This window comes from Nonomuraea sp. B208 (genome assembly GCF_057536035.1).
Map to the genome: position 1 here is coordinate 126,509 of NZ_BAAJOU010000025.1, position 24,865 is coordinate 151,373.

A 24,865-nucleotide genomic window follows, 5' to 3' on the forward strand; every position below is an offset into this window, starting at 1 on the left:
GTCGCAGATCTTCGGCGGGGGCCTCGTGTTCGCTGGTGGCTTCGACCGAACCAGCGGAGGTGATCCTGATGCTCCGGCAGAACCGGACCCGGCGTGGCGACCTGAAGTGGCTGAAACGGCAGGCCCGTACAGACCGGCGGATCACCCTCGCGCTGCTCGCGGGCGTGGCCGCCGCCTGGGTGAGACAGCTGCCGTGGGAGGTGCCCGGCGGGGCCGAGCCGCTGCTCGGGCTCTCGGTCGCGCTGCTCCTGGTCTCCGGGTTCGCCTGGCTGAACGCCGCCTGCCTGGTGACCAGGACCCTGCGCGCCCGCAGGGACCCGGTGGAGGAGCTGCGCTGGGTGTCCCGGATCCGGCGGGGCAAGGAGTGGGCGTTCTGGGCGGCGGGGGCGTACGGGGCCTGGCATCTCCTCCAGTTCGTGACGGCGCTGCTGCTGCTGCGCTGACCGGGGGCGGGTCACCCCACGGGCAGCGGGAACGACCAGTGGTCGCCGTAGCGCTCGCGCAGGTCGGCCCGTCTCCAGTCCTCCCCGGTCACCCGTCCCCGGCACAGCGGGGCGCCGCACCGGCACTCCAGCACGAATCCGGGCGCCTTCGTGCAGGTCGCGTAGTCCAGCGTCAGCTCCTCCCCTCGTCGCACGTCGCGGCGGGCGACGAGGGCGTAGGGGCCGCTCCACCACAGGTTGGGGTCACAGCCGTGGTTGCCCTTGCCGTTCGGGCTGCCCGGCGGCAGGACCAGGTGCAGGTCATCGCCGACGGCCAGGGTGTCGACGTACGGGACGGCGGGGTCGGCGAGCAGCTCCCGCAGCGCGTCCCAGGTCACCAGCCGGCCGCCGAGACGGGAGACGACGGTCCCCGCGGGCAGCGGGGCCACGGCGAACAGGCCCTCGCCGGCGATCGGCGAGGGCCGGACCTCGACGGCGGGATGCAGCAGGCAGTGCGGGGCGGGAGTCTCAGGCATGGCACCAGCGTGGAGCAGGCGAGGGCCGGTGGATAGAGGGAGCCTGCCGGGGTAGCGGCCCTGGCAGGGGGAGGTGTTGCGCGTGTCCGGGGAGGGTGATCTGGTCGTCCCTGACGCCGCTCAGGGGCTGGTGCTGTTCGCGCACGGCAGCGGCAGCAGCCGGCACAGCCCGCGCAACCGGTACGTGGCCGGCGCGCTCAACGAGGCCGGGCTGGCGACGCTGCTGTTCGACCTGCTGACGCCCGAGGAGGAGGCCGACCGGGCGAACGTGTTCGACATCGGCCTGCTGGCCGAACGCCTGCTGGAGCGCACCCGCGAGGCGCGGGAGCACCCGGACTCGGCCGGCCTGCCGATCGGCTACTTCGGGGCCAGCACCGGCGCGGCGGCCGCGCTCTGGGCGGCGGCCCAGCCGGGCAACGACATCGCGGCCGTCGTCTCGCGGGGCGGCCGGCCCGACCTGGCCGGGCCGCGCCTGGCGGCGGTCCGCGCGCCCACGCTGCTCGTCGTCGGCGGCAGGGACCCGGTCGTGATCGAGCTGAACCAGGAGGCCCAGCAGCGGCTGCCGTGCGAGTGCCGGCTCACGATCGTGCCCGGCGCCACGCACCTGTTCGAGGAGCCCGGCGCCCTGGACGCGGTCGCGGACCTGGCCCGCGGCTGGTTCGTCACGCACTTCGCGGCCCCGCGCACGGGCCGGGCACCCATCTAGCGTGCGCTGATCGGGGCGGCGCCGGTGGCCTCGGCGAGGAGGCGTTCGTAGACCTCGGGGTCGGTGGTCTCGCAGCCGAGCCGGTGGCCGGTCAGCTCGCCGTGGTCGTCGCTGGAGCCGGTCACGGCCAGGCCCAGCTCTCCGGCCAGGCCGCGCAGCCGGGCGCGGGCGGGCCCGTCGTGGTCCAGATGGTCGGCCTCCACCCCGAACAGCCCGTCCGCGGCCAGCTCGGCGATCCACTCGTCGGGCACGGCAGGGCCGCGCCTGGCAGCCTTGGGATGGGCGAGCACCGGGACGCCGCCCGCGGCGCGGACGAGCCGGACCGCCTGCCCGGGGTCGAGCGCGTAGCGGTTGACGTTCGCGCGTCCGCCCGTGCCGATCCACTCCGGCGTGAACGCCAGGTCGGGCGCGGCGATCGCCCCGGCGGCGACCATGGCGCGGGCGATGTGCGGCCGGCCGACCGGACCGCCCGCCGCCAGCTCGGTCACCTGGGCCCAGGTCACCGGCACGCCCAGCTCGGCCAGCCGCTCGACGGTGAGCCGGGCGCGGGTCTCGCGGGCCTCCCTGAGGCGTACGCACTCGGCGCGCAGCTCGGGCTCGGCCGGGTCGAAGAGGTAGGCGAGCAGGTGGATGCCCTGCTCGCCGCGGCGGCAGGACAGCTCCATGCCGGGCACCAGCGTCAGCCCGCCGGGCAGCGCGGCGGCCGCCTCCCCGTGCCCGGCGACGGTGTCGTGGTCGGTCAGCGCCAGCACGTCGAGGCCGCGTTCGCGGGCCCGGCGCACGACGTCGGCCGGCGGCTGCGTGCCGTCGGAGGCGTTGCTGTGACTGTGCAGGTCGATGCGCATGAGGGCCGGATCATACCGCGATCGAGGCGAGCGTCCGGCCGTCGAAGGTCTCGACCGTGAAGTGGTTGAGCTGGTCCTGGGTGAGGCTCGTGCCGCCGTGCAGCAGCAGCGCGTCGGGAGCGCCCGGCACGCCGTAGCCCTTGTCGGGGACGCCCCAGCTCGCCACGACCTCGGAGCGGCCGTCGTCGCCCACCGCGAGCAGCCGGCACTGGAGCGGCCCCTTCACGCCCTTGAGCTGCAGCGCGACGTGGGTGCCCCAGCCCTTGTCCTCCAGGCCGACGACGGCGGTGACGCCGCTGGCCGGGTCGGTCTCGCTGTAGGTCTTCCCGGTCATCAGCAGCGCCGCGGCCGGGCTGTGGACGCTGTCCGGGTTGGGCCCCGCGGCGAACGACCGGACGGCCAGCAGCACGCCGGTCGCGATCAGCACGCACGCGGCGGCGGCCGTCAGCGTACGGTGCAGCCCCCGGCGGCGGCGCTCGGCCGCGGCCCGCCGCACCAGCAGCGACTCGACCTGCGGGTCGGGCGGGCTGGGCAGCAGGTCGTCGGGATGCACGCCCTTGATCAGCTCGCCCATCTCGGCGAACATGCCGACCTCGGCGGCGCAGCTCGGGCAGCCCGCCAGGTGGCGTTCGAACGCCGCCCGCTCCCCCTCGTCGAGCAGGCCCAGCGCGTACGCCGCCACGTCCTCGTGTTGAACCTCGGTCATGGTGTCACCACCCCCACTCCATACTGTGACGCGCCGGCGCTTTCATGGCAGCATCACCCCCCTTTCTTCCAATGCGACGCGCAAGGCCCGCATGGCGTAGTACACGCGGGACTTGATCGTTCCGATCGGCACGCCGATCGTCTCGGCCGCCTCGGCCAGCGAGCGGTCGAGCAGGAAGGTCTCGGTGAGCACCTGGCGGTGCGCGGGGGAGAGCGAGAGCATGGCGTCCGTCACGACGATCTCGCGCAGCAGCCGGTCGTCGTCGGCGGGGGTGGGCTGGGCGCGTTCGGGGATCTGCTCGACGGTGTCCAGAGGGCGGGTGCCGGAGCGGCGGCGGTCGTCGATGACGACGCGGCGGGCGACGGTGGCGAGCCACGGCATGAGCGAGCCGGAGTCGGTACGCAGGTCGGGGAGGTTGCGCCAGGCGCGGACCAGGGTCTCCTGGACGACGTCCTCGGCCCAGCGCCGGTCGCCGCCCGTCAGCCGGACCGCGAAGGCCAACAGGGGGGTGCCGTATTCGCGGTAAAGGGCTCGGACCATGGCGTCTTCGGTTACGCGGCGATTCCTCACTGGGGGGCGGGCTCCTCGCGCACTACGCGATATCAATGCATACCGCGCTGATATGGGATTTATCACTTTAGCCAGGGGCGAGAGCCCGGTCAGGCGCTTCGCCCTATTCGCCCGAAAGCCAGATTTAATTGATAAATCAGGTTAAGCTGGCCGGCCTCCGGAGCCGAGATCGCGGCCGTGAAGCCCACGCTCCCCGCCGGCCGGGTCGTCCCCGCCGCGCGAGCCGACGGCAGGTCGGACAGCGCGAGCGCCAGCGACGCCACCACCGTGCCGATCAGGATGCCGACGAGCACGCCGAGCCCGAGATCCCTCATCACACGCCTCCCGTGGCCAGCGAGGAGACCAGCACGACCGCGCCCGCGAGCAGCGCGACGACGGCCAGGCCGAGCGCGACGCCCGCGAGGAAGGCGGGCCGCCGCCAGAGCGGCGTGCTGATCAGCGTCTCCTCGTACGCGGGCGGCCGGTACGGGACGGTCCTGCTCTCCGCCTCGCGCAGCAGCCGCTCGACCTGGGCGCGGCCACCGGGGACGGGCCGGCCGAGCAGCACGGCGACCAGTTCGGCCGCCGTGGGCCGGGAGTCCGGGTCGGACCCGCGGCACTCGTCGATCAGGGTGCGCAGCGCCGGCGGCAGCCGGTCGAGGCCGGCCTCCCCGCCCTGCCCCGCCTCCGCCCCGGTGGCCGCGAAGATCATCACTTCGGCCCACGCCCGCACGTCGCTCGAAGGGAACTCGCTGTCGCGCGGCCCGGGGGCGAAGAGCGCCTGCCCGTACCGGCCGATCAGCACGTTGTCCGGGCCGAGCCGCAGCCCCGCGATGCCGGCCAGGTGCAGCCTGGCCATGGTGGCGGCGGTGCCGAGCGCGAGCTCGTGGAGTGTCTCGCCCCGGAAGGGGCCGGCGGCCCGTACGACGTCGAGGAGCGGCCGGCCGCTCGCGAGGTAGTCACGCGGCTGCAGCGCGAGGCCGCCGCTCCATCCGTGGAAGTCCATCGCCATCGCATCCCCGTCACAGGTGATCAGCGCAGGTCAGACGCCGTCGTCCGCCACGTGGTACGCCCTGCGGCGACCCCCGGTTCAATGCCATGCCGACTTGTTCCGGCTCAGGACGCGGTCGTCGCCACGGTCTCCCGCCCGCGCGCCGCCCTCCGTCCGGTGGCGAGGTTGACCACCAGCGAGCCGGCGGTCAGCGCCACCCCGAACCAGATCACGCTGGTCACCCCGAGGTGGTCGGCGAACAGTCCGCCGAAGAGCGCCCCGAGCGCGATGGAGGTGTTGTACGCCATCGTGTTGAGCGACATCGCGGCCTCGAAGGTGTCGGGCGCGGCGGCCAGCGTCAGGTTGACCTGGCACAGCTGCACGGCCCCGAAGGAGAGCCCCCACACCACCAGCGCGGCCACCGCGCCCGCCTCCCCGCCGCCGATCGCGAGCAGCGCCAGCAACGACACCACGAGCCCCGCGCAGCCGACGGCGAACGTCCCCCGCAGGCTCCTGCTCACGGTGTGCCCGGCGACGAAGTTCCCGACGGCCCCCGCGGCGCCGAAGACCATGAGCACGACGGTGACGAAGGCGGGCGTCGCGCCCGTGTGGCCCTCCAGGATCGGCCGGACGAACGTGTACGCCCCGAAGTGCCCGAGCACGAACAGCACGACGGTGACCAGCACCAGCCGCAGCGGCACGTTGCTGACCGGCAGCCCGAAGACCTCCCTGACCGGCACGGCGTTGCGCGACGGCAGCGACGGGATCAGCGCCGTGACCGCGACGAACACCAGCACGCTGAGCCCGGCCCAGATGAGGAACGTGGTCCGCCAGTCCGTACGGCTCTCCAGGAACGTCCCCAGCGGTATGCCCGCCACCGTGGCGATCGAGATGCCGGACATCACCGTCGCCGACGCCCTGTTCGCCTGCCGCTCGGGCACCAGGCGCATCGCCATGCCCACGCCGATGGCCCAGAACACCCCGCTGGCGAACCCCATGAACAGCCGCGTGGTCAGGATCAGCGCGTAGCTCGGCGACAGGGCGGTCACCAGGTTGCCGAGGGCCAGCACGGCGAGCAGCGCGGACAGCAGTACCCGCCGGTTGACCTGCCTGGTCCAGGCCACGATGAACGGCACCCCCAGCCCGGCGGAGACGCCCTGGAGCGTGACCATGAGCCCGGCGGCGCCCACCGACACCCCCAGGCTCTCGCTCAAGGGGGTGAGCAGGCCGACCGGCATCAGCTCGGTGGTGAGAAAGACGAACAGGCTCGCCGTGATCGCGGCGACCCCCAGCCAGGCCCGCGTGGCTGACAGCGGGCGATCTCCATGCACAGTCATACATCCAAGAGTGGGCCCCCATCGATCAATGAGTCCAACACATAGTTTTCATCGAGATCGATCGTGCTGCACGATTGATGTCATGGAGCTGCAACAACTGCGGTACGTCGTCGCGGTCGCCGAGACCAGCAACTTCACCCGGGCCGCCGAACACTGCCGGGTCGTGCAGTCGGCGCTCAGCCACCAGATCGCCGCCCTGGAACGCGAGCTCGGCGCCCGCCTGTTCGAGCGCACCAGCCGGCGCGTCCGCCTGACGCCGGCCGGGGAGGCGTTCCTGCCCGCGGCCCGCGAGTGCCTGGAGGCCGCCGACCGGGCCAGGGCCGAGGTGGCCGCGGCGAGCGGCGAGCTGCGCGGGCGGTTGGCCATCGGCGCCATCACCACGGTCGCGGCGGTGGACCTGCCGGCCCTGCTCAAGGAGTTCCGCCGCCGGCACCCGCGGGTGCGCGTCACGCTGGCCGCGGCCGGCAGCGAGGACCTGATCGAGCGGGTCCGGCGGGCCGACGTGGACGTGGCCTTCCTCGGCCTGACCACGCGCGCCGAGCCGAGGGGCGTCCGCGGCCGCGCGCTGGCCAGGGACGAGCTGGTCGCCGTGGTCGCGCCCGACCACCATCTGACGGACGAGGAGACGGACCTGGCGGGCCTCGCCGACGAGCCGTTCGTCGACTTCCGCGCCGGGCACGCCGGCCGCGCCCAGTCCGACGAGGCGTTCGCCGCCGCGGGCGTCCGCCGGGACGTCGCCTTCGAGGTGTCGTCCGCCGAGTTCATGGCCGACCTCGTCCGTCACGGGCTCGGCGTGGGCCTGCTCCCCGCCGCGTACGCGCCCCGGCTCCGCGACCTGCGCGTCATCCGCCTCCGCGACGCCCCGGCCCGCGTCGAGCACCTGATCTGGGCCGAGCGCCCCTCCCCCGCCGCCACCGCCTTCCTCGACCTGATGGGCGACCTCTGATCCCCTGCCGGGCGGCGGCCGGCGTCGCCGCCCGGCGGGTGGACTCAGCCGGCCGCGGCGCTGAGGGCGGCGCGGGCGGCGGTGGCCGTTCTCGGCGGGATGGAGCGCAGGTCGAAGGCGTAGCGGGCGACGGAGTCCGCGATGGCGTCGGAGTCGACGTCCAGCGCCGTCGCGTTCACGTTGGCGAGCGTGTCGCACGCCTGGTGGTAGCAGCCGTCGTACGCGGCCCCGGCCGTGCCGCCGAACAGCGCGGCCTCCTCGGGGGTCTTGACGCCCTCGGCACCGGTGAAGATGCCGCCGGACGGGATGCCGACCGCGATGAACGGCCCGTAGTCGGAGCGGCCGTCGAAGTCGGTGCCGACCGTGGCCAGGCCGCGCGAGCCGAAGAACGTGGCGAGCCGCTGCTCGATCTGGGCCGATCCGGGCGGTCCTGCCGGGGAGCCCGTGGCGTCGGAGTCGTCACCGTCGTACAGCTTGTACGCGTAGTTCGGGGAGGCGATCATGTCGAAGTTCAGGTAGAGCCGGACGCGGTCGCGCTGCTGCTGCGACAGGGAGGCGACGTACTGCGTGGAGCCGAGCAGCCCGATCTCCTCGGCGGCCCAGAACGCGAAACGGACCTTGTGCTTGACCGGGTAGAGCGCCATCTGCTCGGCGACCTCCAAGATGGCGGCGCTGCCCGAGCCGTTGTCGTTGATGCCGGGGCCCTCGGTCACGCTGTCGAGGTGCGCGCCGACCATGACGACCTGGCGCGGGTCGCCGAGCCGGGACTCGGCGATGACGTTGTCCTCGGTGCCGAGCACCATGTTGGCGTCGACCTTGAGGTGCACGGTCGCGCCGGGCGTGGCGGCCAGCGCCTGGCCGACCGCGAAGTCGGCGAACACCATCGGCAGGCCCTGCAGGCCGCCGATGTCCAGCGGGTAGGCGTCGGTCCGTCCCGGCTGGCCCTCGTTGAAGATGATGATCGCGCTCGCGCCGGCGGCGAGGGCGTTCTCGACCTTGGTGACGAACGGGCAGGTGCCGCGCTGGACGAGCGCGATCCGGCCGGCGACGAACCCGGCGAAGTCGGCCACCTCGCAGCCGCTGGTCGAGGAGGGCGACGGCGCGGGCGGCAGGGTCAGGTCCACGCCCTGGACCTGCGCGGTCACGTCGCCGGACGGTGACGGCGCGAAGGTGAAGAAGTCCTCGTTCGGCGCGTACGTCGCGCCGCCCTGCACGGCGAGCGTCGGCGGGGCGTTCTCGCTCCAGCTCTTCACGAACGTGACCGGCTGCAGGGTGACCTTGTAGCCGGCCCTGCGCAGCTTGCCGGCCACGTAGTCGCGGGAGGCCCGGTAGCCGGGGGTGCCGACGGCGCGGGTGCCGCCGCCCGCGTCGGCGATGGCCTGGAACGCCTTGAGGTGCTTGGCCACGTTCGTGCCCTTGACCTGCTGGACGAGCAGTTTGGCGAAGACGTCGTCGAGGCCGCCGGTCCGCGCCTGCGCGGGTGGCGCGGCGAGGACCGCGGCGGGGACCGTGGTGAGGAGCAGGCCGAGCGCGACGGCGATTCTACGCATACGCATGCGACGGATCTCCCTGTGCCGGGATCGGTTACGGGCGCGCGCAGTCCCCCCGAGCCGCGCCGAACGCGAACGTAACCCGGCACCGGGCCGCTGAGAAGGCCCACTGTCGCCGCGGATTCACGCCGTCTCAGGTCGCCTCGCGGCGGGCACGGGCACGCCGCTTCCCCTCGTGCATCGCCTGCACCCGCGCCACCGGGATCGTGTGCCCCTCTTCCACCAGGTCGGCGGGCAGTCGCTGCGGCCCGGGCATCTCCCCCGCCCACGGATCGCTCTTGTCGACCAGCGCCGCCGCCGTCCTGATGGTGAAGTCGCGCGGCGTCACCCGGTCCAGGTCCGGCCACGGCACGGGGAACGACACCGGCACGCCGGGCCGGATCCGCGGGCTGTAGGCGGCCACGACCGTCGCGCCGCCCGCCCGCGTGGAGTCGATGAAGACCTTGCCCGCGCGGTCCTCCCTGATGAACGCCGTCGTCGCGAGCCCCGGGTCCAGCCGCTCGGCGCGGGCCCCGATCGCGCGGGTGGCGGCGGCCAGGTCCTCCATCGGGACACCCGGCTCGACCGGCACGAACACGTGCACGCCCTTGGCCCCGCTGGTCTTCACCGCGCCCGCCAGCCCCGCGTCCGCCAGCGCCTGCCGCACCAGGAACGCCGCCCGCACGGCCAGCCCGAACGCCTCCGCGCCCTCCGGCGGATCGAGGTCCAGCACCAGGTGGGTGAAGTGGTCGCCGGCGATGAGCGCCGGGTGGTACTCCACCGCCCGCTGGTTGCCGAACCAGATCAGCGTCCGCCGGTCGTTGCCCAGCGCGTACGTCACCTGCCGCCGCGAGGAGTCCGCCCACACCGAGACGCGCTCGATCCACGGAGGGGCGTACTTCGGCAGGTTCTTCTGCATGAAGGGCTCCTGCCCGGGGCGTACCCGGACGACCGAGAGCGCCCGGTCGCGCAGCACCGGCACCAGGCGGTCCGCGACCGCGTCGAGATAGTCGACCAGGTCGCGTTTGGTGGCCTCGGCCCCGTCGAACAACGGCTGGTCGAGATTGGTCAGCGTCACGCCCTCGCGGGTCTCCTCGCCGGTCACCCCGTCCACCATATCCGAACACCTGTTACAGTGATCGACTGACGCGGGGTGCCCGGCGATCCGGGCTGAGATCACACCCGTCGAACCTGATCTAGCTCGCACTAGCGAAGGGACGTCATGTTCTGCGATGACATGTGGCTGCGCACGGCCGACCTGATGACCGCGATCCACGGCCACCCGTTCAACGTCGCGCTCGGCGACGGCACCCTCGACGCCGACCGGTTCGCGTTCTACATCGTGCAGGACGCCCGCTACCTGGAGGCGTTCTCCAAGGCGCTCGCCACCGCCTCGGCGCGGGCCACCGACCTGGACGAGGCGGCGTTCTTCGCGAGCAGCGCGCACACGGCGCTGGCCGCCGAGCGCCTGCTGCACGCCGGTTACGTGGCCGAGCTGGGCGCGGACGCGGCCGGGATCGCCACGTCGCCGACGTGCCTGGCGTACGCGTCCTACCTCCAGGCGACGGCGCTGGCGGCGCCGTACCCGGTGCTGGTGGCGGCGGTGCTGCCGTGCTTCTGGATCTACCAGGACGTCGGCACGGCGCTGCTGGGGCGGGCGGGCGACCTCGGCGGCCACCCGTACGGCAAGTGGATCTCCACCTACTCCGACCCGGAGTTCGCGGCGTCGGTGACCCGGGCCAAGGCGATCGCCGACCGGCTCGCCGAAGGCGCGGACGCCGGCACGCGGGCGGCGATGGAGGAGGCTTATCTGACGGCGGCGGCGTACGAGTGGATGTTCTGGGACAGCGCCTGGCGGCGCGAGGGCTGGCCCACGGACCGCTGGCTCCGCTAGGGGCCGGCGGGGCCGCGGGCGGCCATCGCCTCCTTCTCCTCGCGGGTGGCGATGAGGCCGGACGGCGCGAGCAGCTTCGACTCCTCGAACGGCTCCTCCGTGGTCGGCAGCGGCTCGCGCGCCCGGATCGCCGTCACCCACACGCGGACCGCGTCGAGGATCACGATGATGATCATGACGGCGAACAGCGCGGCCAGCACGCCGTCCACGGTGGAGTTGATGACGATCTGCCGCATCGCGTCCATCGACTTGGCGGGCGCGAGCACCTGCCCCTGGTCGATCGCGCTCTGGTAGCGGTCGCGCTGGGCGAAGAAGCCGAGGGTCGGGTCGGCGGAGAAGACCTTCTGGTAGCTCGCGGTCAGGGTGACCGCGGCGTCCCAGGCCAGCGGCACGCCCGTCACCCAGGCCCACTTGAGCCGCCCGCTCTTGATCAGCAGCGTGGTGGCGACGGTGAGCGCCACCGCCGCGAGGAGCTGGTTGGCGATGCCGAACAGCGGGAAGAGCTGGTTGATGCCGCCGAGCGGGTCGTTGACGCCCTGGTAGAGGAAATAGCCCCAGGCCGCCACGACCACCGCGCTCGATCCCACGAGGCCCGGCCACCAGCTCACCCGCGCCATCGGCTTCCACAGGTTGCCGAGGGTGTCCTGGAGCATGAACCGGCCCACCCGGGTGCCGGCGTCCACGGTCGTGAGGATGAACAGCGCCTCGAACATGATCGCGAAGTGGTACCAGAACGCCTGGAGCGCGGCCCCGCCGAGGAAGCCGGAGAAGATCTGCGAGATGCCGACGGCCAGCGTCGGCGCACCGCCGGTGCGGGCGATCAGCGTCTCCTCCTGCACGGCCGCCGCCGCGGCCTGGAGCTGCTCGGGGGTGATCGTGAAGCCCATGTTCGCGACGGCCTCGGAGGCCGACTGCACGGTGGCGCCGAGCACCCCGGCCGGGGCGTTCATCGCGAAGTAGAGGCCGGGCGACAGCACGCAGGCCGCCGTGATGGCCATGACGGCCACGAACGACTCCATGAGCATGGAGCCGTAGCCGATCATCCGGACCTGGCTCTCCTTCTGGATCAGCTTCGGCGTGGTGCCGGAGGAGATCAGCGCGTGGAACCCGGACAGCGCCCCGCAGGCGATGATGATGAACACGAACGGGAACAGCGAGCCCGCGAAGACCGGCCCCTTGCCGTTGAAGGCGAAGTCGGTGAAGGCGGTGGTGCGCAGCGGCGGCATGGTGACCGCGATGCCGATCGCGATCAGCACGATGGTGCCGATCTTCATGAACGTCGAGAGGTAGTCGCGCGGCGCGAGCAGCATCCACACCGGCAGCACCGCGGCGACGAACCCGTACGCGATGAGCCAGAGCGCGAGCGCCGACGGGCTCAGCGTGAAGAACGGCGCCCAGCTCGACCCCTGCACCCAGCCGCCCGCCACGATGGCGAGGACCAGCAGCGCGACCCCGATCACGGTCGTCTCGACGACCCGGCCCGGCCGCAGCACCCGCAGGTAGAAGCCCATGAACAGGGCGATCGGGATGGTCATCGCGATCGAGAAGACGCCCCACGGCGAGCGCGCGAGCGCGTTGACCACGACCAGCGCCAGCACCGCGAGCAGGATGATCATGATGGCGAACACGGCCACGAGCGCGGCCGCCCCGCCGATCGGGCCGATCTCCTCGCGGGCCATCTGGCCGAGGCTGCGGCCGTTGCGGCGCATGGAGAAGAACAGCACCACCATGTCCTGGACGGCCCCGGCGAAGATGACGCCCGCGATGATCCAGATGGTGCCGGGCAGGTAGCCCATCTGGGCGGCCAGCACCGGCCCGACCAGCGGCCCGGCGCCGGCGATGGCCGCGAAGTGGTGGCCGAACAGGATGCGCCGGTCCGTCGGCTGGTAGTCGATGCCGTTGTCGAGCCGCTCGGCCGGGGTGGCCCGGCGGTCGTCGGCCCGCAGCACCCTGCGCACGATGAAGCGGGCGTAGAACCGGTAGGCGATGGCGTACGAGCCGAGCGCGGCGCACAGCAGCCACACCGCGTTGACGTTCTCGCCCCGGGACAGGGCGAGCACCGCCCAGCCGGTGGCGCCCACGACGGCGACCGCCGTCCAGATGATGACGGAACGCAGCTTCACCGGTTACCTCCCATGGGAAGAGCCATACAGCGGACGCCCCAGGCAGCAGCGGAGGCCGGCGTCCGGCGGCAGATCGGTGGTGAAGCGCCGCCAGCGCCACAGCGGGCGGCAGTCGATCGCGACCGGGTCCCCGGCCAGGTGCACCCAGGCGGTGGGGTGCGCGTACACGACGCCGGGCAGCAGGCCGCGCGCCCGCTTCGGCAGGCGGGAGCGGCGCAGCGGCCGGACGGAGAACTCGCCGGCGTCCGCGCAGCAGAGGCCGGTGACGTGCCAGTCGAAGAACACCACTTCGTCGTCACGCAGAGCTTCACGAGCCGCGGGAGTGAGCGTGACAGCGGACATTTGTGGCTCCTGAACAACAGGTAGCGCAGAAATTACCGACGGCCTTACCCGGCGTGGTCGCGCTTGAAACCGCCATGAGCGCGGGTGAAACTTTCAGTGGCCTTATGCCCTGTTTCTCCTGATCAGGCCCTTCCATTGCGCTTTACCCGCTGTCCGAGCGAGGGTTGAGCGCCTTTTTCCCTGACAATCCCGGCAGGAACCGTTCCGCGGGAGGTATCGATGCGCAAAGCACGTGCTCTGCTCGTCTCGGCTCTGCTGGTGGGGGGCGCGCTGACGACGTTCACCGCCGCCCCGGCGCACGCCGAGAGCCTGCGAGGCGTCTACTACGACTACTCCGAGTGCCAGCGGGTAGGCCAGTACGGCTACAGCCAGGGCTGGTGGGGCTTCTGGCACTGCGAGTTCCAGTACAACTACTACTTCCTGTACGCCTGACCCCGGAAATCCCTTTGCGGGCGCGAGCGCCGGCCTGGTAGATCTGGCCGGCGTGCTGACCGGACGACGCGTACGCCTGAGAGCCCTCGAACCCGCCGACAGCGAGCCGCTGTGGCGCTGGTACCACGACCCCGAGGTGGGCCGGTGGATGGACGGCACCCCGCCCATCTCCCTCGCCCAGAACATCGAGAAGGGCCAGAACCGCCCGCGCAACACCTTCGAGCAGATGGTCCTCGGCATCGAGGCGCTCGACGACGGCAAGCTCATCGGCTACGTCGCCCTCGGCGACACCGACTTCCGGCACGGCGAGGCCGAGCTGCAGAGCATCGCCATCGGCGACCGCGACCGCTGGGGCGGCGGCTACGCCACCGACGCCCTGCGGGTCATCTGCCGCTACGCCTTCGAGGAGATGGGCCTGCACCGCATCACGTTGTGGGTGGTGGCCGACAACGCGGCGGCGGTGCGGGCGTACACGAAGGTCGGGTTCGTGGAGGAGGGCCGCAGGCGGGAGGCTTTCCGCACCCGGGGCAAGCGGCACGACTTCCTCATGATGGGGCTGCTGAGCTCCGAGCTCAGGTGAGCTCGTCGTCCCAGTCGGGCGGGGTGATCTCGCCCGACTCCCAGTCGGCGCGCAGGATGCCGTAGCCGATCGTGTCGTGGCGCGTCCCGTCGGGGGCGGGCCAGGCCCGCCGGTAGTGCGCCTCCTTGGCGTAGCCGTTGCGGCGGAAGGCCGCGCGCATGGCGCGGTTGTCCTGGCGGGTGTTGCCCTCGATCCGCTCGATCCCGGGGAACTCGGTGAACAGGTAGCGGGTCAGCCAGGCGACGGCCGCCGTGCCGAGGCCCTTGCCGCGCCAGGCGGCCCGTACGCGCAGGTCGAACATCGGCGTGTCGTCGTCGAGGTCCTGGAGCCTGACCAGCCCCACGCGCTCGCCGCCGGTCACGATCCAGAACGTACGGTTGCCGTCGTCGTCGTAGCCGCCCTCGGCGGCCCGCCGCAGAACGGCCTCCCGCTCCTGGACGCCGGCGTGATAGGGCCACTCCTCGCCGGTCAGGAAGTCGGCCAGGGCGGCGGCGTCGGCCGCCGCGAACCTCGTGAACTCGATGCGCATCCGCCCGACGATGGCCACCGGGCCGACCTCCGGTCAACCGGTTTTCCCCTGTCGCACGCGGGACGGGCCCGCCGTGCGGCGGGCCCGTCCGCCGAGCTCAGCTGGTCACGGTGATGCGGTTCGTGGCCGGCGGGGTGATCGGGCTGTTCGCGCCGAGGTAGTCGACGAAGGCGTCGATGTCCAGCGGCCCGCTCCACAGGTCGGTGCCCTCGGTGAAGGCGGCGAAGGCGTCGCCGCCGCCGACCAGGAAGTTGTTCGCGGCGACCCGGATGGCCTGGGTGTCCGTCACCGGCACGCCGTCGATCTTCATGTCCGACACCTTGGAGCCCCAGGGGGCGCTGGTGCTGTAGGTGTAGGTGAAGTTCGCGGAGGGCTGGAGGATCTTGGTGAACGCCTGGTTGTTGGGCCCGCCGGTGAACTGCTGCTCCAGCACCGTCTTGAGCTGGGCGCCGGTCAGCGTCACGACCTGCATGAGGTTGTTGAACGGCTGCACGGTGAACGCCTCGCCGTAGGTGACGACGCCGTCGCCCTCGCCGGCCGGGGAGGAGGGGTAGTTGAGCGAGGTCCGCACGCCGCCCGGGTTCATGAGGGCGATCTGCGCGTTGCCGCCGGTCCTGGTGGCGGCGAGCTGGGCGTCAGCGATGACGTCGCCGAGCGGGGACTCACCGGAGGGGGCGGCGGTGTTGCTGAGCTCGGCCGTGATGGAGCCGATCGCCTTGTTCGCGACCGGGGCCACCCGGTCCTTCCACGTCTGGACGAAGGTGGAGATCTCCGGATCGGGATCGACCGTCCGGGTCACGACGTGGTTGTCAGCGACGACCGAGGAGCGGTCGATGTCCAGGTTCTTCAGGTTGACCTTGAGGTCCACCTGCGTGATGACCCGCCCGAACGAGCCGCCCTGGGAGTAGAGCCGGTCGTTGCCCGCCGGGTCCTTGATCTTGCAGAGGTACGCCTGGTGCGAGTGGCCGGTGAGCACGACGTCGATCTCCGGGTCCACCTGCGTGGCGATGCGCGCGCCCGCGCCCGCGACGGCCGAGCAGGCGTCCGGCGACTGCCCCGCGTTGACCTGGTCGCCCTCGTGCACCAGCACGACCTGCGCCCTGACGCCGACGAGCTTGAGGATCTTCGAGGCCACGTTCGCGGCCTTGACCTCGTCGATGAACTTGAGGTTCTTGATGCCCTCGGCGGTGACGATGTTCGGGGTGGTCTGGGTGACCAGGCCGATGAAGCCGATCGGCACGCCGTTGACCCACTTGATGCTGACCGGCGGCAGGGCGGGCACGCCCCAGTCGGCCATGAGCTTCTTCGCCTGCGCCTGCTGGGCGCCGAGCGCGGCGAGCGCGTCGGTGCGCTCGTTCGGGTTCTTGAACAGCACGTTCGCGCCCACGTAGTCGAACGAGGCGCCCTTCCACTTCCCGGCCGGCGAACAGCCGTCGACCGGGTGGCAGCCGCCCTTCATGATGCGGCGCAGCTCGGTGTAGCCCTCGTCGAACTCGTGGTTGCCGACCGCGGCCACCTTGAGCCCGAGCTTGCCCAGGAACTCGACGGACGGCTCGTCGTGGTAGGCCGCCGACAGCAGCGGCGAGGCGCCGATGAGGTCGCCCTGGGCCACGGCGATCGTGTTCTTGTCGGTCAGTGCCTTCATGTGCGTGGCGATGTACGCCGCGCCGCCGGCGTCGACGGTCTTGCCGTTCTCGTCCACCATGCGGCCCGAGGAGCCGGTCGGGGGTTCGAGGTTGCCGTGGAAGTCGTTGAGCGCGAGCAGCCGCACGGGGACCGTGAGCGGCGCCTTCGCCTTGCCCGGGCTCGCCGCGCCCGCGGGGACGGCGGCCAGCGCGACCGCGCCCGAGGCGACGGCTCCGGCGAGGACCAGCCGGAGGAATGAACGAGACGTCATGGCCATCCACGTTAGAGCCGGAATCCAAGCGGCCAATGTCGCAAAGGTAACGATTTGCCCGGCTGCCGCATGGCGTTATTTGCCAGTCGTACGCCTAGAGTTCTGGTGTGAGCGCGCACGTGGAAATCAGGCAACGACTGGACGACACCGAGATCGCCGAGGTGCTGGGGCTGGTGGAGGCCGCGACGCGGGCCGACGGCGTCCGCCCGCTCAACGAGCACGTGATGCTCCACCTCCGCTACGGCGGCGACGCGCGAGCCCGTTCGCTCCTGCTCTTCCAGGACGATGTTCTGGCAGGTTACGCCCACGTCGATCCGACCGACGAGGTCGAGGGGCCGAGCGCCGAGCTGGTCATCCACCCCGAGCGCCGGCGGTCCGGCAACGGCGCTCGCCTGCTGCGGGCCGTGCTCGACCTGGCCGGCGGCCGGCTGCGCCTCTGGGCCCACGGCGACCACGCGGCCGCCGGGGCGCTCGCGGCCTCGTTCGGCCTGGAGCGGGTCCGGTCGCTCTGGCAGATGCGCCGCTCGCTGTTCGCGCCGCTGGCGGCGTACACGCTGCCGGAGGGGGTGCGGATGCGGACGTTCGTGCCCGGCCAGGACGAGGAGTCCTGGCTCAAGGTCAACGCCGCCGCCTTCGCCCACCACCCCGAGCAGGGGGCGTGGACCCTGGACGACCTGCTGCGGCGCGAGCGGGAGCCCTGGTTCGACCCGGAGGGCTTCTTCCTCGCCGTCCGCGGCGACCGGCTGGTGGGCTTCCACTGGACGAAGATCCACGGCTCCACCGAGTCCACCGAGCACGGCCACGAGCCGCTGGGCGAGGTCTACGTCGTCGGCGTCGACCCCTCCCAGCAGGGCACCGGCCTGGGCAAGGCCCTCACCCTGGCCGGACTCGACCACCTGCGGGCGCGCGGCCTCGCCCAGGCCATGCTCTACGTGGACGAGGCCAACACGGCCGCGATCCGGCTGTACGAGGGGCTGGGGTTCGCCCGCTGGGACGTGGACGTGATGTACGCGATCGCGTGATCCTGCCTATTCGATGCTCACTCGATGATCGCGTGGAGGATGAAGTAGGACACGGCGGCCACCGCGGCCGCCGCGGGGATGGTCAGGATCCAGGCGGTCACGATGTTGCCGGCTACGCCCCACCGCACGGCGCTGAGCCGCTTGGTCGCGCCGACACCCATGATCGCCGAGGTGATCGTGTGCGTGGTGGAGATGGGCGCCCCGAACCCGATGGCGGCCACGTACAGCACCGTCGCCGCCGCCGACTCCGCGGCGAAGCCCTGGGGCGGGTCGAGCGCGATGATGCGCCGGCCCAGGGTGCGCATGATCCGCCAGCCGCCCGCGTACGTGCCGAGCGAGATCGCGCCCGCGGCGGCCAGGATGACCCACTGCGGGATGTCGTCGCCAGGAGAGGCGAACCCGCCGACGACGAGGGCCAGGAAGATCACACCCATGGTCTTCTGCGCGTCCTGGAGACCGTGCCCGAGCGCCATGGCGGCGGCCGAGACGGTCTGGGCGTAGCGGAAGCCGCGGTTGGTCTTGCCCGGCTGGGCGTGCCGGAAGATCCAGTAGATGGCGATCATGATGGCCGCCGCCAGAGTGAAGCCGACCAGCGGCGACAGCACCATGGGGATGACGACCTTCTCGACCACGCCGTCCCAGTGCACGACGCTGGCCGAGGCGAGCGCCGCGCCGACGAGACCGCCGATCAGCGCATGGCTGGAGGAGGACGGGAGACCGAAGTACCAGGTGATGAGGTTCCAGGCGATCGCGCCGATGAGCCCCGAGGCGACGATCACCAGACCATGTGAGCCGTCCGGTGCGTCGATGATGCCTTTGCCGACCGTCTGGGCGACTTGGGTGCCCAGGTGGGCGCCGATGAAGTTCATGGCCGCCGCCATGAACAGGGCGGCCCTGGGGGTCAGGGCCCGGGTCGAGACGGAGGTCGCGATGGCGTTCGCCGCGTCGTGGAACCCGTTGGTGTAGTCGAAGATCAGAGCGACGACGACCACGCCGATGACGAGGGCGAGCGTGAGGTCCACTGGGCGGGCCTAGCTTTCCTTGACCGCGATCGACTCGACGGTGTTGGCCACGTGCTCGAAGGCGTCGGCGGCCTCCTCGAGAGCGTCGACGACCTCCTTCATCTTCATGACGGTGAGGGCGTCGTACTCGCCGCTGAACAGCTTGGCCAGCAGCCGGCGGTAGACCTGGTCACCCTGGTTCTCCAGGCGGTTGACCTCGATCCAGTACTCGTTGAGGTTCTTCATCGAGCGCAGGCGCGGCATGGCCTCAGCGGTCAGCTCGGCCGCCCGCTCCAGCACCTCGACCTGGCGCACGACGTCCTTGGGGAGGTGGTCGAGCTGGTACAGGACGATGAGGTCGGAGGCGGCCTCCATCGCGTCCATGACGTCGTCGAGGTTGGAGGCGAGACGGTAGATGTCCTCGCGGTCGAACGGAGTGATGAAGCTCTCGTTGAGCCGGTTCATGATCGCGTGGGTGCGTTCGTCACCGGCGTGCTCGCAGGCGCGCATCTTCTCGGCCAGGGTCTCCCTGTCCGAGCCGTCACTGATGATCTCCACCAGCAGGCGCGATGCCGTGACCAGGTTGTTCGCCGAGTCGGCGAACAGGTCGTAGTAGCTGTCCTCACGTGGCGTGAGACGCAGGCGCACGTCGTTCTCCAGATGTGCGGGGATGGTCCGTGGAAGAGGGTATGGCCTACCAGGCGAAATGCGAACTTCATGTCCCCTTCGCCTACTGGCTACCCGTCGTAGGTAGTGCGACACCGAGAAAGCCGCTAGTTTTCGGGCCTTTTTGCAGCTCCAGCCGGGTTCGGCGAGCCTGCGCCCGCCCTTCTGATCAGGCGGGACGCCCGCCCGTTCACCCGACTGTTCCCCGGCCGTTCACCTGATGTTCATCTGATTCAGATCTTCGTACGGTGGAAGTTCCGGTAGGAGCGCGACGGGGTCGGGCCGCGCTGGCCCTGGTAGCGGGAGCCGTACTTGGCGGAGCCGTACGGGTGCTCCGCCGGCGAGCTCAACCGGAACACGCACAGCTGCCCGATCTTCATCCCCGGCCACAACTTGATCGGCAACGTCGCCACGTTCGACAGCTCCAGCGTCACGTGCCCGCTGAACCCCGGATCGATGAACCCCGCCGTCGAATGCGTCAGCAGCCCGAGCCGCCCGAGCGAGCTCTTCCCCTCCAGCCGGGACGCCAGATCGTCGGGCAGCGTGATGACCTCGTACGTCGAGGCCAGCACGAACTCCCCCGGATGCAGGATGAACGGCTCCTCGCCGTCCGGCTCCACCATACGCGTCAGATCCGGCTGCTCCACGGACGGATCGATGTGCGGGTAACGATGGTTCTCGAACACCCGGAAGAACCGGTCGAGCCGCACGTCGATGCTGGACGGCTGGATCATCTCCTGGTCGAAGGGCTCCAGCACCAGCCGGCCGGAGTCGATCTCGGCGAGGATGTCACGATCAGATAGCAGCACGCAGAGCAACTTACCGGTCGAGCTCGAAGTTCGGCGCTCGGGAGTGCTGTTGCGGGCCAAAGTTCCGCTACAGTGGGGGACGCGAGTTTCCCGAAGGCTGCGGGCTGTGAGGTTGTCGGCTGTGGGCTTCGGGGGGTGCGCGCGGGTGTAGTTCAATGGCAGAACATCAGCTTCCCAAGCTGACAGCGCGGGTTCGATTCCCGTCACCCGCTCTCATAGAGAAAGCCCAGGTGGACCGATGGATTCGGCGCCTGGGCTTTGGTGTTTCCTAGGGATGTTGATCTCTGCGTGCCATTAGCGTGCCATTAGGGCTTGTGGTCACCCGGCAGGAACCAGCAGGCCAGGAGGGTCGTCCTCGTCATCGTCGCGTGCCCGTTCGTGCCCGATCAGGTGCTTGTCGATGGCTTCGGTGATCAGTTTGTCTGCTCCCCGGACGGCGTGCTGGTAGATCATCGCGGCCCGGACGTTGTCGTGTCCCATCCGCGCCATGAGGTCCTTGAGCCCCGCGCCCGAGTCCGCCGCGATCATGTTCCCCGTGTGACGGAGATCATGGAAGTGCAGACCCGGAACGCCGATCGCCCGCACTGCCTCCATCCAGCCGGACAGCTTGTTGAACCCGCTCCGGCGCATCGGTCCACCCTTGATCCCGGTGAAGACCAGTGCTCCCGGGTCAGGCTTCACGTAGAGCCGCAGGTGTTCCTTCAGCGCTGGGATGATCGCCTGCGGAACGCCGACGATGCGCTTGCCGGCCTTGGACTTGGGCGGGCCGAGAACCAGCTCACCAGTGGAGCGTTCCACGTAGGCCAGACGCACGCGGACCGTACCTGCGTCGAGGTCGAGATCGGATCGGGTCAGTGCGGTGGTCTCACCCCATCGCAGGCTCGCGAACGTGGCCAGGAGCACGAAGGCCCTGTACCGCCGATCGTGCGTGCAGTCGGCCTGCCCGGTGTCGATCATCCTCCACAGCGCCCGCCCGGCTTCTGCTCGGGTCGAGAAGACCTCTGGGTGGGTCCGCATCTCCCCGTACCTCTGGAACCGGATGCGATACCCCTCTCCTCTCTTGAGCGCTCGAATGCTGCCCACCGGGCGGCGCCCGATCTTGTCCGCCAGCTCGAAGACCTGCCCCACGGAGAGAACGGGTCGCTCTTCGGCGTGCTCGTCGCCGGCCCCGCGGATGCGGCATGGGTTGCGGGAGATGATCCGGTCGTCCTCGGCCGCCGTCATGAGCACGGCGCGGAGGAGGCGGTACGCCTTGGCCGCCATGCTCACGGAGACGCCCTTACTGAGCAGGTCCGCCCGCCACTGCCGAATCATCGCCGTGGAGAGCTTGCCGAGCGAGACGTTGCCGAGATACGGCGTGATGTGCTTCTTGAGCAGCCAGCGATAGAGATCGATCGTCCTCGGCCGCAGTCCGGGGCGCTGGTCGATCCAGGTTGCCGAATACTCTGCGAGCTTGACCTTGGCGCGCTCGGGGTCGGTCCACGTCCCGGCGAGGATTCGACTCTCGATCAGAGTCAGCGCCCGATCCGCGTCACCCTTACGCTCGTACGTCTCCTCACCGGTCCTGATGCGCCCGTCCGGTCCGGGGTAGCGGATCTGGAACCGCCCCGAGGGCAGCTTGCGGATGTTGCCGAAACGGCGGTGGTTGTCCTTGTTCGCCATCAGGCGGCCCTCCCGGTTGCGTCGAAGGTCGTCATGGGCGCGACGGTCCCGGCGACGACGAAGGCGATCAGTGCGGACTCTCGGATGCGGACGTGCCGCCCGACCTTCACGAACTCGATCCGGCGTTCAGCGATCAGCCGGCGGACGAAGCGAACCGAGGTGCTGAGCAGTTCGGCCGCTTCCGGGACGGTGAACAGTTGGTCCAAGATCTCCTCCTCTCAGGCTGCCTGCGGATTTGCCGAAAGTTCTTCGAGCCGTCTCAGGTGAGCGCGCCATCGCTGGCGTTCGGCGATGGACCTGAGGAGCCGGACGCCGATCGGAGCTACATCGGGATCACCCGGCCGTACCGGCTGCCAGACGTAGCGGTGCGGGTCGGTGGGCTCGTCGGCCTGGCCGAGCGCTTCCAGGACCCACGTACGGCGGTCCTGCTTGTGTTCGGCGAGGGTCTTGTTGCTCCACTTGCGGGAGACGAGGACCCGGCGACCGGCGTAGCCGAGGTGTTCAGGCTTGTGGGCCTTGGACCGGCAGCAACCGGGGACCATCCCCGGCTTGGCGTTCTTGGGCTGCACGCCGTACCGGAGCCAGTTCGGGCAGGTCGGCGAGCACGGCTCGTAGCGGAGCGCATCGACGAAGCGGGCGGCGTGCTCCCGCTGAGCTTGGCCGTCCAAGGTCTCGCCGAGGCTCTTCGTCAGGTACTTGGACAGGTACCGAATGCACTGATCGGCGTCCGGCGACCCGGCGAGCACCCCCTTCACGTCCACCTGATCGCCGAAGCGGATCACGTGCATGGGCTCGTCGCCGAGCTGGTCGAGAGCTTCGTCCCAGGTGGGCAGGACCTCACCGGTGTCGGGGTCCGCGTAGCCGTCGTTCCAGATGGGCAGTCGGTCACCCTCGAAGCGCGCTTCATCCGCCTGAGGCCACCAGACCTGGTGATAGGTGGCCGCCGCGATCTGCTTCATCTCGGCGCGCGGAAGGGTGCCCCGGACGGCCATGTGCAGGTGCGGAGCGAGCCGCTTCTGAGGCTCCACCGTGGCGAAGTACTGCACGTCGTAGCCAGCGACCCGGCGCAGGTTCTGCACAAACCGGTCCACGAGCTTGGAGAAGTGCAGCGCGTCACGAGCGGCCCGAGCGTAGTCGTACGCGTCCGGATCGATGGGCGCGCCGTTGAGGACCTTGCCGTAGCTCGGCAGGGTGAGCGTGACGAACAGCGAAGGCCGGTAAGTCCTGCCGTCGGCCGCCTCGAAGGTCCGCCCCAGAGTCGTGCTGGCCATCTTCCGCTTGGGCAGGTCGGGCGCGTCCTGGCGGCGCTTGGTCGAGCGGACCCGCTTGGACCCCATCCGACCCAGCACGTTCCCGCGCATCCCGGCCTCGTTGATCTCGATGTCGAGCCCGGTGAGCACGGCGTCCAGGTCGGAGGTGTCTCCGCCGGCCTTTGCCTCCTCATCACGCTTGGCCTGCATGTCGGCCCGGAACTCGACAAGCCAGCGCTGCCCGTCGGTCGGCTCATCGGGCGTGATGATCGGCTCCTCGTCGAGGTGCCAGCCCTCGCGGCACTGCGCCATCCGGAGCTGCCGGTTGCGCTTGGCACATGGAGGACACTTGCTCTCCAGCGGGGAGCCGCACGGGACATCGACGACCTCTGACTTGCCGGTCGTCATGTCGAGCCGCCTGAGCGCCACGGGCCGGATGCAGACGCCGTGAAGCTTGGCGATCTCCTCGGCGACGTCGCGGGCGAGCGGTTGAGCCATGCGGATGGCTCGCGGAGTCTTGCGGTCGGTCAACGGGCCTCCTCTCCGATCTCGGGGGACGTGAGCGCGGTCTGTCCGCACTCGGAGCACTCGACCAGGCCACGCAGCGAGTCGAGCCAGAGGGCATTCAGCGCGCCGCACAGGGCGCAGCGAAGGCCGTCGAGGAAGTGAGCCAGTGTCATCGGGCCTCACCAGCCATCGCCCGGATGTCGTAGTCCGAGACGTAGGCGGCGCGGACGCGAATCGGATCGGGACTGGTCTCCAGCCGCACATATCCGACGCCTGCGCCCCGCTCCGGACGAGGAGAGATGCGGTCGGCCAGCGCGCCGCGATCCCTCGCCCCGTCGCCGAGCACCATGTCCACCTGCTCCGACTCGTCGAGTCGTAGGGCGATCTTGTCGGGGAACAGGTTGCGGATGTTCATGACCTCCTTGCGTGGGTCCTGAAGAGCCGCCAGGACGCCGACGCCGACCGCACGCCCTTGGGTGGTCAGCGTGGCCAGGGCAGCGGAGATGCGTTGCCTGAGCTGCCTGTCGGACTGGTAGGCAGTCAGGAACGCCACCTCGTCGACCACGACCAGGACGAAGGGATCGTCGAGGGTGGGCGTGTGTGATCGCTGGATCCCGGCGAACCGAGCCGCCCGCTTGTGCATGACGCTCACGGCCTCGTCGAGCAGATCAGCGCAGTCGGCAGGGTCGGCCGCGTACCGACCGCCGAAGAGAGCCTTGCCGTAAGACAGCTCCATGAGCTTGGGGTCGAGCGCCCATATCTCGACCAGGCCCGCACGCATCGCAGGCATGAGCCCGCGAATCACTGACCAGATGATCGAGCCCTTGCCCGCCCCGGTCGCACCGGCGACGAGGACATGAGTCCCGTGCAGTCGTAGGAGCCACGGCGAGCCGTCCTCTTGCCTGCCGATCTCGACCGGCCCGACGGTCGGCGTGTCCGGAATCGGAAGCGCTGCTATCGGCGCGGCCAGCGGATCGTGACGCGGGAACGTCAGCACGAGCCGACCAGCCTTGGCCACCGCCACACGGCATGACTCCGACCCGAAGCCATGGGACAGGTTCTCGATCCTGTCGGACCAGTCCTTGGCCGCCTGGCCGTCGAGCATGCGAACGGTGAGCCTGTCGGCCCAGGAGTCGGAGGTGACCTTGACCAGCCGCGGAACGTACTCCCGTCCGCGTATGTGCCGAGCGAGACCGGCGACGGTCATGACTGGCTGCCAGTGCCGCCGGTAGATCCAGAACCAGCGTGCGAAGGCGAGCAGCCGCCAGCCGACCCACCGCAGGAACGTGGGCCTGTCGAGGACCGCCCAGGCGCCCATGGCCACGAGAGCCGCAACGACGGGCAGCAGCGCGACGCGCCAGCCGTACGTGAGGCAGAGCCCGGCAGGAACGGCGACGGCCGCCAGCGCGATGGGATGCCGCCAGGCCAGCCGGAAGAGGCCGGCCACGAACCGGGCGATGAAGATGACCAGAGTGATGATGGCCGGGGTCTGGACCACGGCCGGCTTGAAGACCACCGCCGTGTCTGGGGTGGTGGAGACGATGCGGTGCGGCTCGTCGCCGGGCATCCTCTTGAACATTAGGG

General features: G+C 70.8%; 28 protein-coding genes, 1 tRNA gene and 1 riboswitch. Of the genes, 8 read left to right on the forward strand and 21 right to left on the reverse strand.

Annotation, left to right across the window (positions count from 1 at the left end; all coding sequences use genetic code 11):
* Window positions 1-68: 68 nt before the first annotated feature.
* A complete protein-coding gene (locus AC27IY_RS28560) occupies window positions 69-443 on the forward strand; it encodes a hypothetical protein (RefSeq protein WP_364462794.1) in 375 nt (124 codons plus the stop codon).
* An 11-nt stretch (window positions 444-454) separates the two neighbouring features.
* Here AC27IY_RS28560 and AC27IY_RS28565 read toward each other — a convergent pair whose 3' ends face one another.
* Complete coding sequence (locus AC27IY_RS28565; protein WP_487179782.1) at window positions 455-958, reverse strand: SET domain-containing protein; 504 nt, start codon at window positions 956-958, stop codon at window positions 455-457.
* An 82-nt stretch (window positions 959-1,040) separates the two neighbouring features.
* Here AC27IY_RS28565 and AC27IY_RS28570 point away from each other — a divergent pair, with 82 nt between their 5' ends.
* Window positions 1,041-1,664 carry a dienelactone hydrolase family protein gene (locus AC27IY_RS28570; protein ID WP_423451085.1) on the forward strand — a complete coding sequence of 208 codons (624 nt, stop codon included), beginning with the start codon at window positions 1,041-1,043 and terminating at the stop codon, window positions 1,662-1,664.
* On the opposite strand, the gene AC27IY_RS28575 is transcribed toward AC27IY_RS28570, so the two are convergent.
* From AC27IY_RS28575 to AC27IY_RS28600, 6 genes are all read right to left on the reverse strand, one after another.
* Window positions 1,661-2,509 (reverse strand): PHP domain-containing protein, encoded by an 849-nt coding sequence (locus AC27IY_RS28575; RefSeq protein WP_487179783.1) that lies wholly within the window; start codon window positions 2,507-2,509, stop codon window positions 1,661-1,663. The genes AC27IY_RS28570 and AC27IY_RS28575 overlap by 4 nt on opposite strands.
* A gap of 10 nt (window positions 2,510-2,519) precedes the next feature.
* Window positions 2,520-3,215 (reverse strand): zf-HC2 domain-containing protein, encoded by a 696-nt coding sequence (locus tag AC27IY_RS28580; RefSeq protein ID WP_364462782.1) that lies wholly within the window; start codon window positions 3,213-3,215, stop codon window positions 2,520-2,522.
* A 42-nt stretch (window positions 3,216-3,257) separates the two neighbouring features.
* Window positions 3,258-3,755 (reverse strand): sigma-70 family RNA polymerase sigma factor, encoded by a 498-nt coding sequence (locus AC27IY_RS28585; RefSeq protein ID WP_344218032.1) that lies wholly within the window; start codon window positions 3,753-3,755, stop codon window positions 3,258-3,260.
* Between the two features lie 119 nt (window positions 3,756-3,874).
* Window positions 3,875-4,099, reverse strand: a complete 225-nt coding sequence (locus tag AC27IY_RS28590; protein WP_364462779.1) for a hypothetical protein — start codon at window positions 4,097-4,099, stop codon at window positions 3,875-3,877.
* A complete protein-coding gene (locus AC27IY_RS28595) occupies window positions 4,099-4,770 on the reverse strand; it encodes a hypothetical protein (protein ID WP_423451087.1) in 672 nt (223 codons plus the stop codon). The genes AC27IY_RS28590 and AC27IY_RS28595 overlap by 1 nt, the downstream gene beginning before the upstream one ends.
* Before the next feature lie 110 nt (window positions 4,771-4,880).
* A complete protein-coding gene (locus AC27IY_RS28600) occupies window positions 4,881-6,092 on the reverse strand; it encodes an MFS transporter (RefSeq protein WP_487179784.1) in 1,212 nt (403 codons plus the stop codon).
* A gap of 82 nt (window positions 6,093-6,174) precedes the next feature.
* On the opposite strand from AC27IY_RS28600, the gene AC27IY_RS28605 reads away from it, so the two are divergent.
* Window positions 6,175-7,038, forward strand: coding sequence for a LysR family transcriptional regulator (locus AC27IY_RS28605; RefSeq protein ID WP_487179785.1), 864 nt, complete (start codon window positions 6,175-6,177; stop codon window positions 7,036-7,038).
* A gap of 44 nt (window positions 7,039-7,082) precedes the next feature.
* Here AC27IY_RS28605 and AC27IY_RS28610 read toward each other — a convergent pair whose 3' ends face one another.
* The gene (locus tag AC27IY_RS28610) at window positions 7,083-8,594 is read right to left on the reverse strand and encodes a M28 family metallopeptidase (protein ID WP_487179786.1); all 1,512 of its coding nucleotides are present in this window, start codon (window positions 8,592-8,594) and stop codon (window positions 7,083-7,085) included.
* Between the two features lie 127 nt (window positions 8,595-8,721).
* A complete protein-coding gene (locus AC27IY_RS28615; protein ID WP_487179787.1) occupies window positions 8,722-9,684 on the reverse strand; it encodes a DNA polymerase domain-containing protein in 963 nt (320 codons plus the stop codon).
* A gap of 22 nt (window positions 9,685-9,706) precedes the next feature.
* Window positions 9,707-9,802: riboswitch (TPP riboswitch) on the forward strand.
* Here AC27IY_RS28615 and AC27IY_RS28620 point away from each other — a divergent pair.
* On the forward strand, window positions 9,790-10,461 hold the full coding sequence (locus tag AC27IY_RS28620; RefSeq protein ID WP_487179788.1) for a TenA family protein: 672 nt from the start codon (window positions 9,790-9,792) through the stop codon (window positions 10,459-10,461). It overlaps the preceding riboswitch by 13 nt.
* Here AC27IY_RS28620 and AC27IY_RS28625 read toward each other — a convergent pair.
* Both AC27IY_RS28625 and AC27IY_RS28630 read right to left on the reverse strand, forming a co-directional pair.
* The gene (locus AC27IY_RS28625) at window positions 10,458-12,584 is read right to left on the reverse strand and encodes a carbon starvation CstA family protein (RefSeq protein WP_487179789.1); all 2,127 of its coding nucleotides are present in this window, start codon (window positions 12,582-12,584) and stop codon (window positions 10,458-10,460) included. The genes AC27IY_RS28620 and AC27IY_RS28625 overlap by 4 nt on opposite strands.
* Before the next feature lie 3 nt (window positions 12,585-12,587).
* Window positions 12,588-12,926 carry a hypothetical protein gene (locus AC27IY_RS28630; protein WP_487179790.1) on the reverse strand — a complete coding sequence of 113 codons (339 nt, stop codon included), beginning with the start codon at window positions 12,924-12,926 and terminating at the stop codon, window positions 12,588-12,590.
* A gap of 219 nt (window positions 12,927-13,145) precedes the next feature.
* On the opposite strand from AC27IY_RS28630, the gene AC27IY_RS28635 reads away from it, so the two are divergent.
* Together AC27IY_RS28635 and AC27IY_RS28640 are read left to right on the forward strand one after the other, a co-directional pair.
* Complete coding sequence (locus AC27IY_RS28635; protein WP_487179791.1) at window positions 13,146-13,358, forward strand: hypothetical protein; 213 nt, start codon at window positions 13,146-13,148, stop codon at window positions 13,356-13,358.
* 52 nt (window positions 13,359-13,410) lie between these two features.
* Window positions 13,411-13,938 carry a GNAT family N-acetyltransferase gene (locus AC27IY_RS28640; protein ID WP_449946651.1) on the forward strand — a complete coding sequence of 176 codons (528 nt, stop codon included), beginning with the start codon at window positions 13,411-13,413 and terminating at the stop codon, window positions 13,936-13,938.
* Here the strand turns inward: AC27IY_RS28640 and AC27IY_RS28645 are convergent.
* Together AC27IY_RS28645 and AC27IY_RS28650 are read right to left on the reverse strand one after the other, a co-directional pair.
* Window positions 13,931-14,467, reverse strand: coding sequence for a GNAT family N-acetyltransferase (locus AC27IY_RS28645; RefSeq protein WP_487179792.1), 537 nt, complete (start codon window positions 14,465-14,467; stop codon window positions 13,931-13,933). The genes AC27IY_RS28640 and AC27IY_RS28645 overlap by 8 nt on opposite strands.
* A gap of 97 nt (window positions 14,468-14,564) precedes the next feature.
* A complete protein-coding gene (locus tag AC27IY_RS28650; RefSeq protein ID WP_487179793.1) occupies window positions 14,565-16,364 on the reverse strand; it encodes a bifunctional metallophosphatase/5'-nucleotidase in 1,800 nt (599 codons plus the stop codon).
* A 107-nt stretch (window positions 16,365-16,471) separates the two neighbouring features.
* On the opposite strand from AC27IY_RS28650, the gene mshD reads away from it, so the two are divergent.
* Window positions 16,472-17,386 (forward strand): mycothiol synthase, encoded by a 915-nt coding sequence (gene mshD, locus AC27IY_RS28655; protein WP_423451096.1) that lies wholly within the window; start codon window positions 16,472-16,474, stop codon window positions 17,384-17,386.
* A 17-nt stretch (window positions 17,387-17,403) separates the two neighbouring features.
* On the opposite strand, the gene AC27IY_RS28660 is transcribed toward mshD, so the two are convergent.
* From AC27IY_RS28660 to dcd, 3 genes are all read right to left on the reverse strand, one after another.
* Window positions 17,404-18,408, reverse strand: a complete 1,005-nt coding sequence (locus tag AC27IY_RS28660) for an inorganic phosphate transporter (protein ID WP_487179794.1) — start codon at window positions 18,406-18,408, stop codon at window positions 17,404-17,406.
* Window positions 18,409-18,417: 9 nt separating this feature from the next.
* A complete protein-coding gene (locus tag AC27IY_RS28665) occupies window positions 18,418-19,035 on the reverse strand; it encodes a DUF47 domain-containing protein (RefSeq protein WP_020544729.1) in 618 nt (205 codons plus the stop codon).
* Between the two features lie 251 nt (window positions 19,036-19,286).
* Complete coding sequence (gene dcd, locus AC27IY_RS28670) at window positions 19,287-19,862, reverse strand: dCTP deaminase (RefSeq protein ID WP_026214653.1); 576 nt, start codon at window positions 19,860-19,862, stop codon at window positions 19,287-19,289.
* Window positions 19,863-20,003: 141 nt separating this feature from the next.
* On the opposite strand from dcd, the gene AC27IY_RS28675 reads away from it, so the two are divergent.
* Window positions 20,004-20,074: transfer RNA gene (locus AC27IY_RS28675), tRNA-Gly, on the forward strand.
* Between the two features lie 106 nt (window positions 20,075-20,180).
* Here AC27IY_RS28675 and AC27IY_RS28680 read toward each other — a convergent pair.
* The 5 genes from AC27IY_RS28680 to AC27IY_RS28700 are packed head-to-tail and all read right to left on the reverse strand — an operon-like array spanning window position 20,181 to window position 24,860.
* Window positions 20,181-21,524 (reverse strand): tyrosine-type recombinase/integrase, encoded by a 1,344-nt coding sequence (locus AC27IY_RS28680; protein WP_487179795.1) that lies wholly within the window; start codon window positions 21,522-21,524, stop codon window positions 20,181-20,183.
* On the reverse strand, window positions 21,524-21,730 hold the full coding sequence (locus AC27IY_RS28685) for a helix-turn-helix domain-containing protein (protein ID WP_225271124.1): 207 nt from the start codon (window positions 21,728-21,730) through the stop codon (window positions 21,524-21,526). The genes AC27IY_RS28680 and AC27IY_RS28685 overlap by 1 nt, the downstream gene beginning before the upstream one ends.
* A gap of 12 nt (window positions 21,731-21,742) precedes the next feature.
* Window positions 21,743-23,272 (reverse strand): replication initiator, encoded by a 1,530-nt coding sequence (locus AC27IY_RS28690; protein ID WP_487180064.1) that lies wholly within the window; start codon window positions 23,270-23,272, stop codon window positions 21,743-21,745.
* Between the two features lie 29 nt (window positions 23,273-23,301).
* Complete coding sequence (locus AC27IY_RS28695) at window positions 23,302-23,454, reverse strand: hypothetical protein (RefSeq protein ID WP_177240617.1); 153 nt, start codon at window positions 23,452-23,454, stop codon at window positions 23,302-23,304.
* Window positions 23,451-24,860 (reverse strand): FtsK/SpoIIIE domain-containing protein, encoded by a 1,410-nt coding sequence (locus AC27IY_RS28700; RefSeq protein WP_487179796.1) that lies wholly within the window; start codon window positions 24,858-24,860, stop codon window positions 23,451-23,453. The genes AC27IY_RS28695 and AC27IY_RS28700 overlap by 4 nt, the downstream gene beginning before the upstream one ends.
* Window positions 24,861-24,865: the final 5 nt, after the last annotated feature.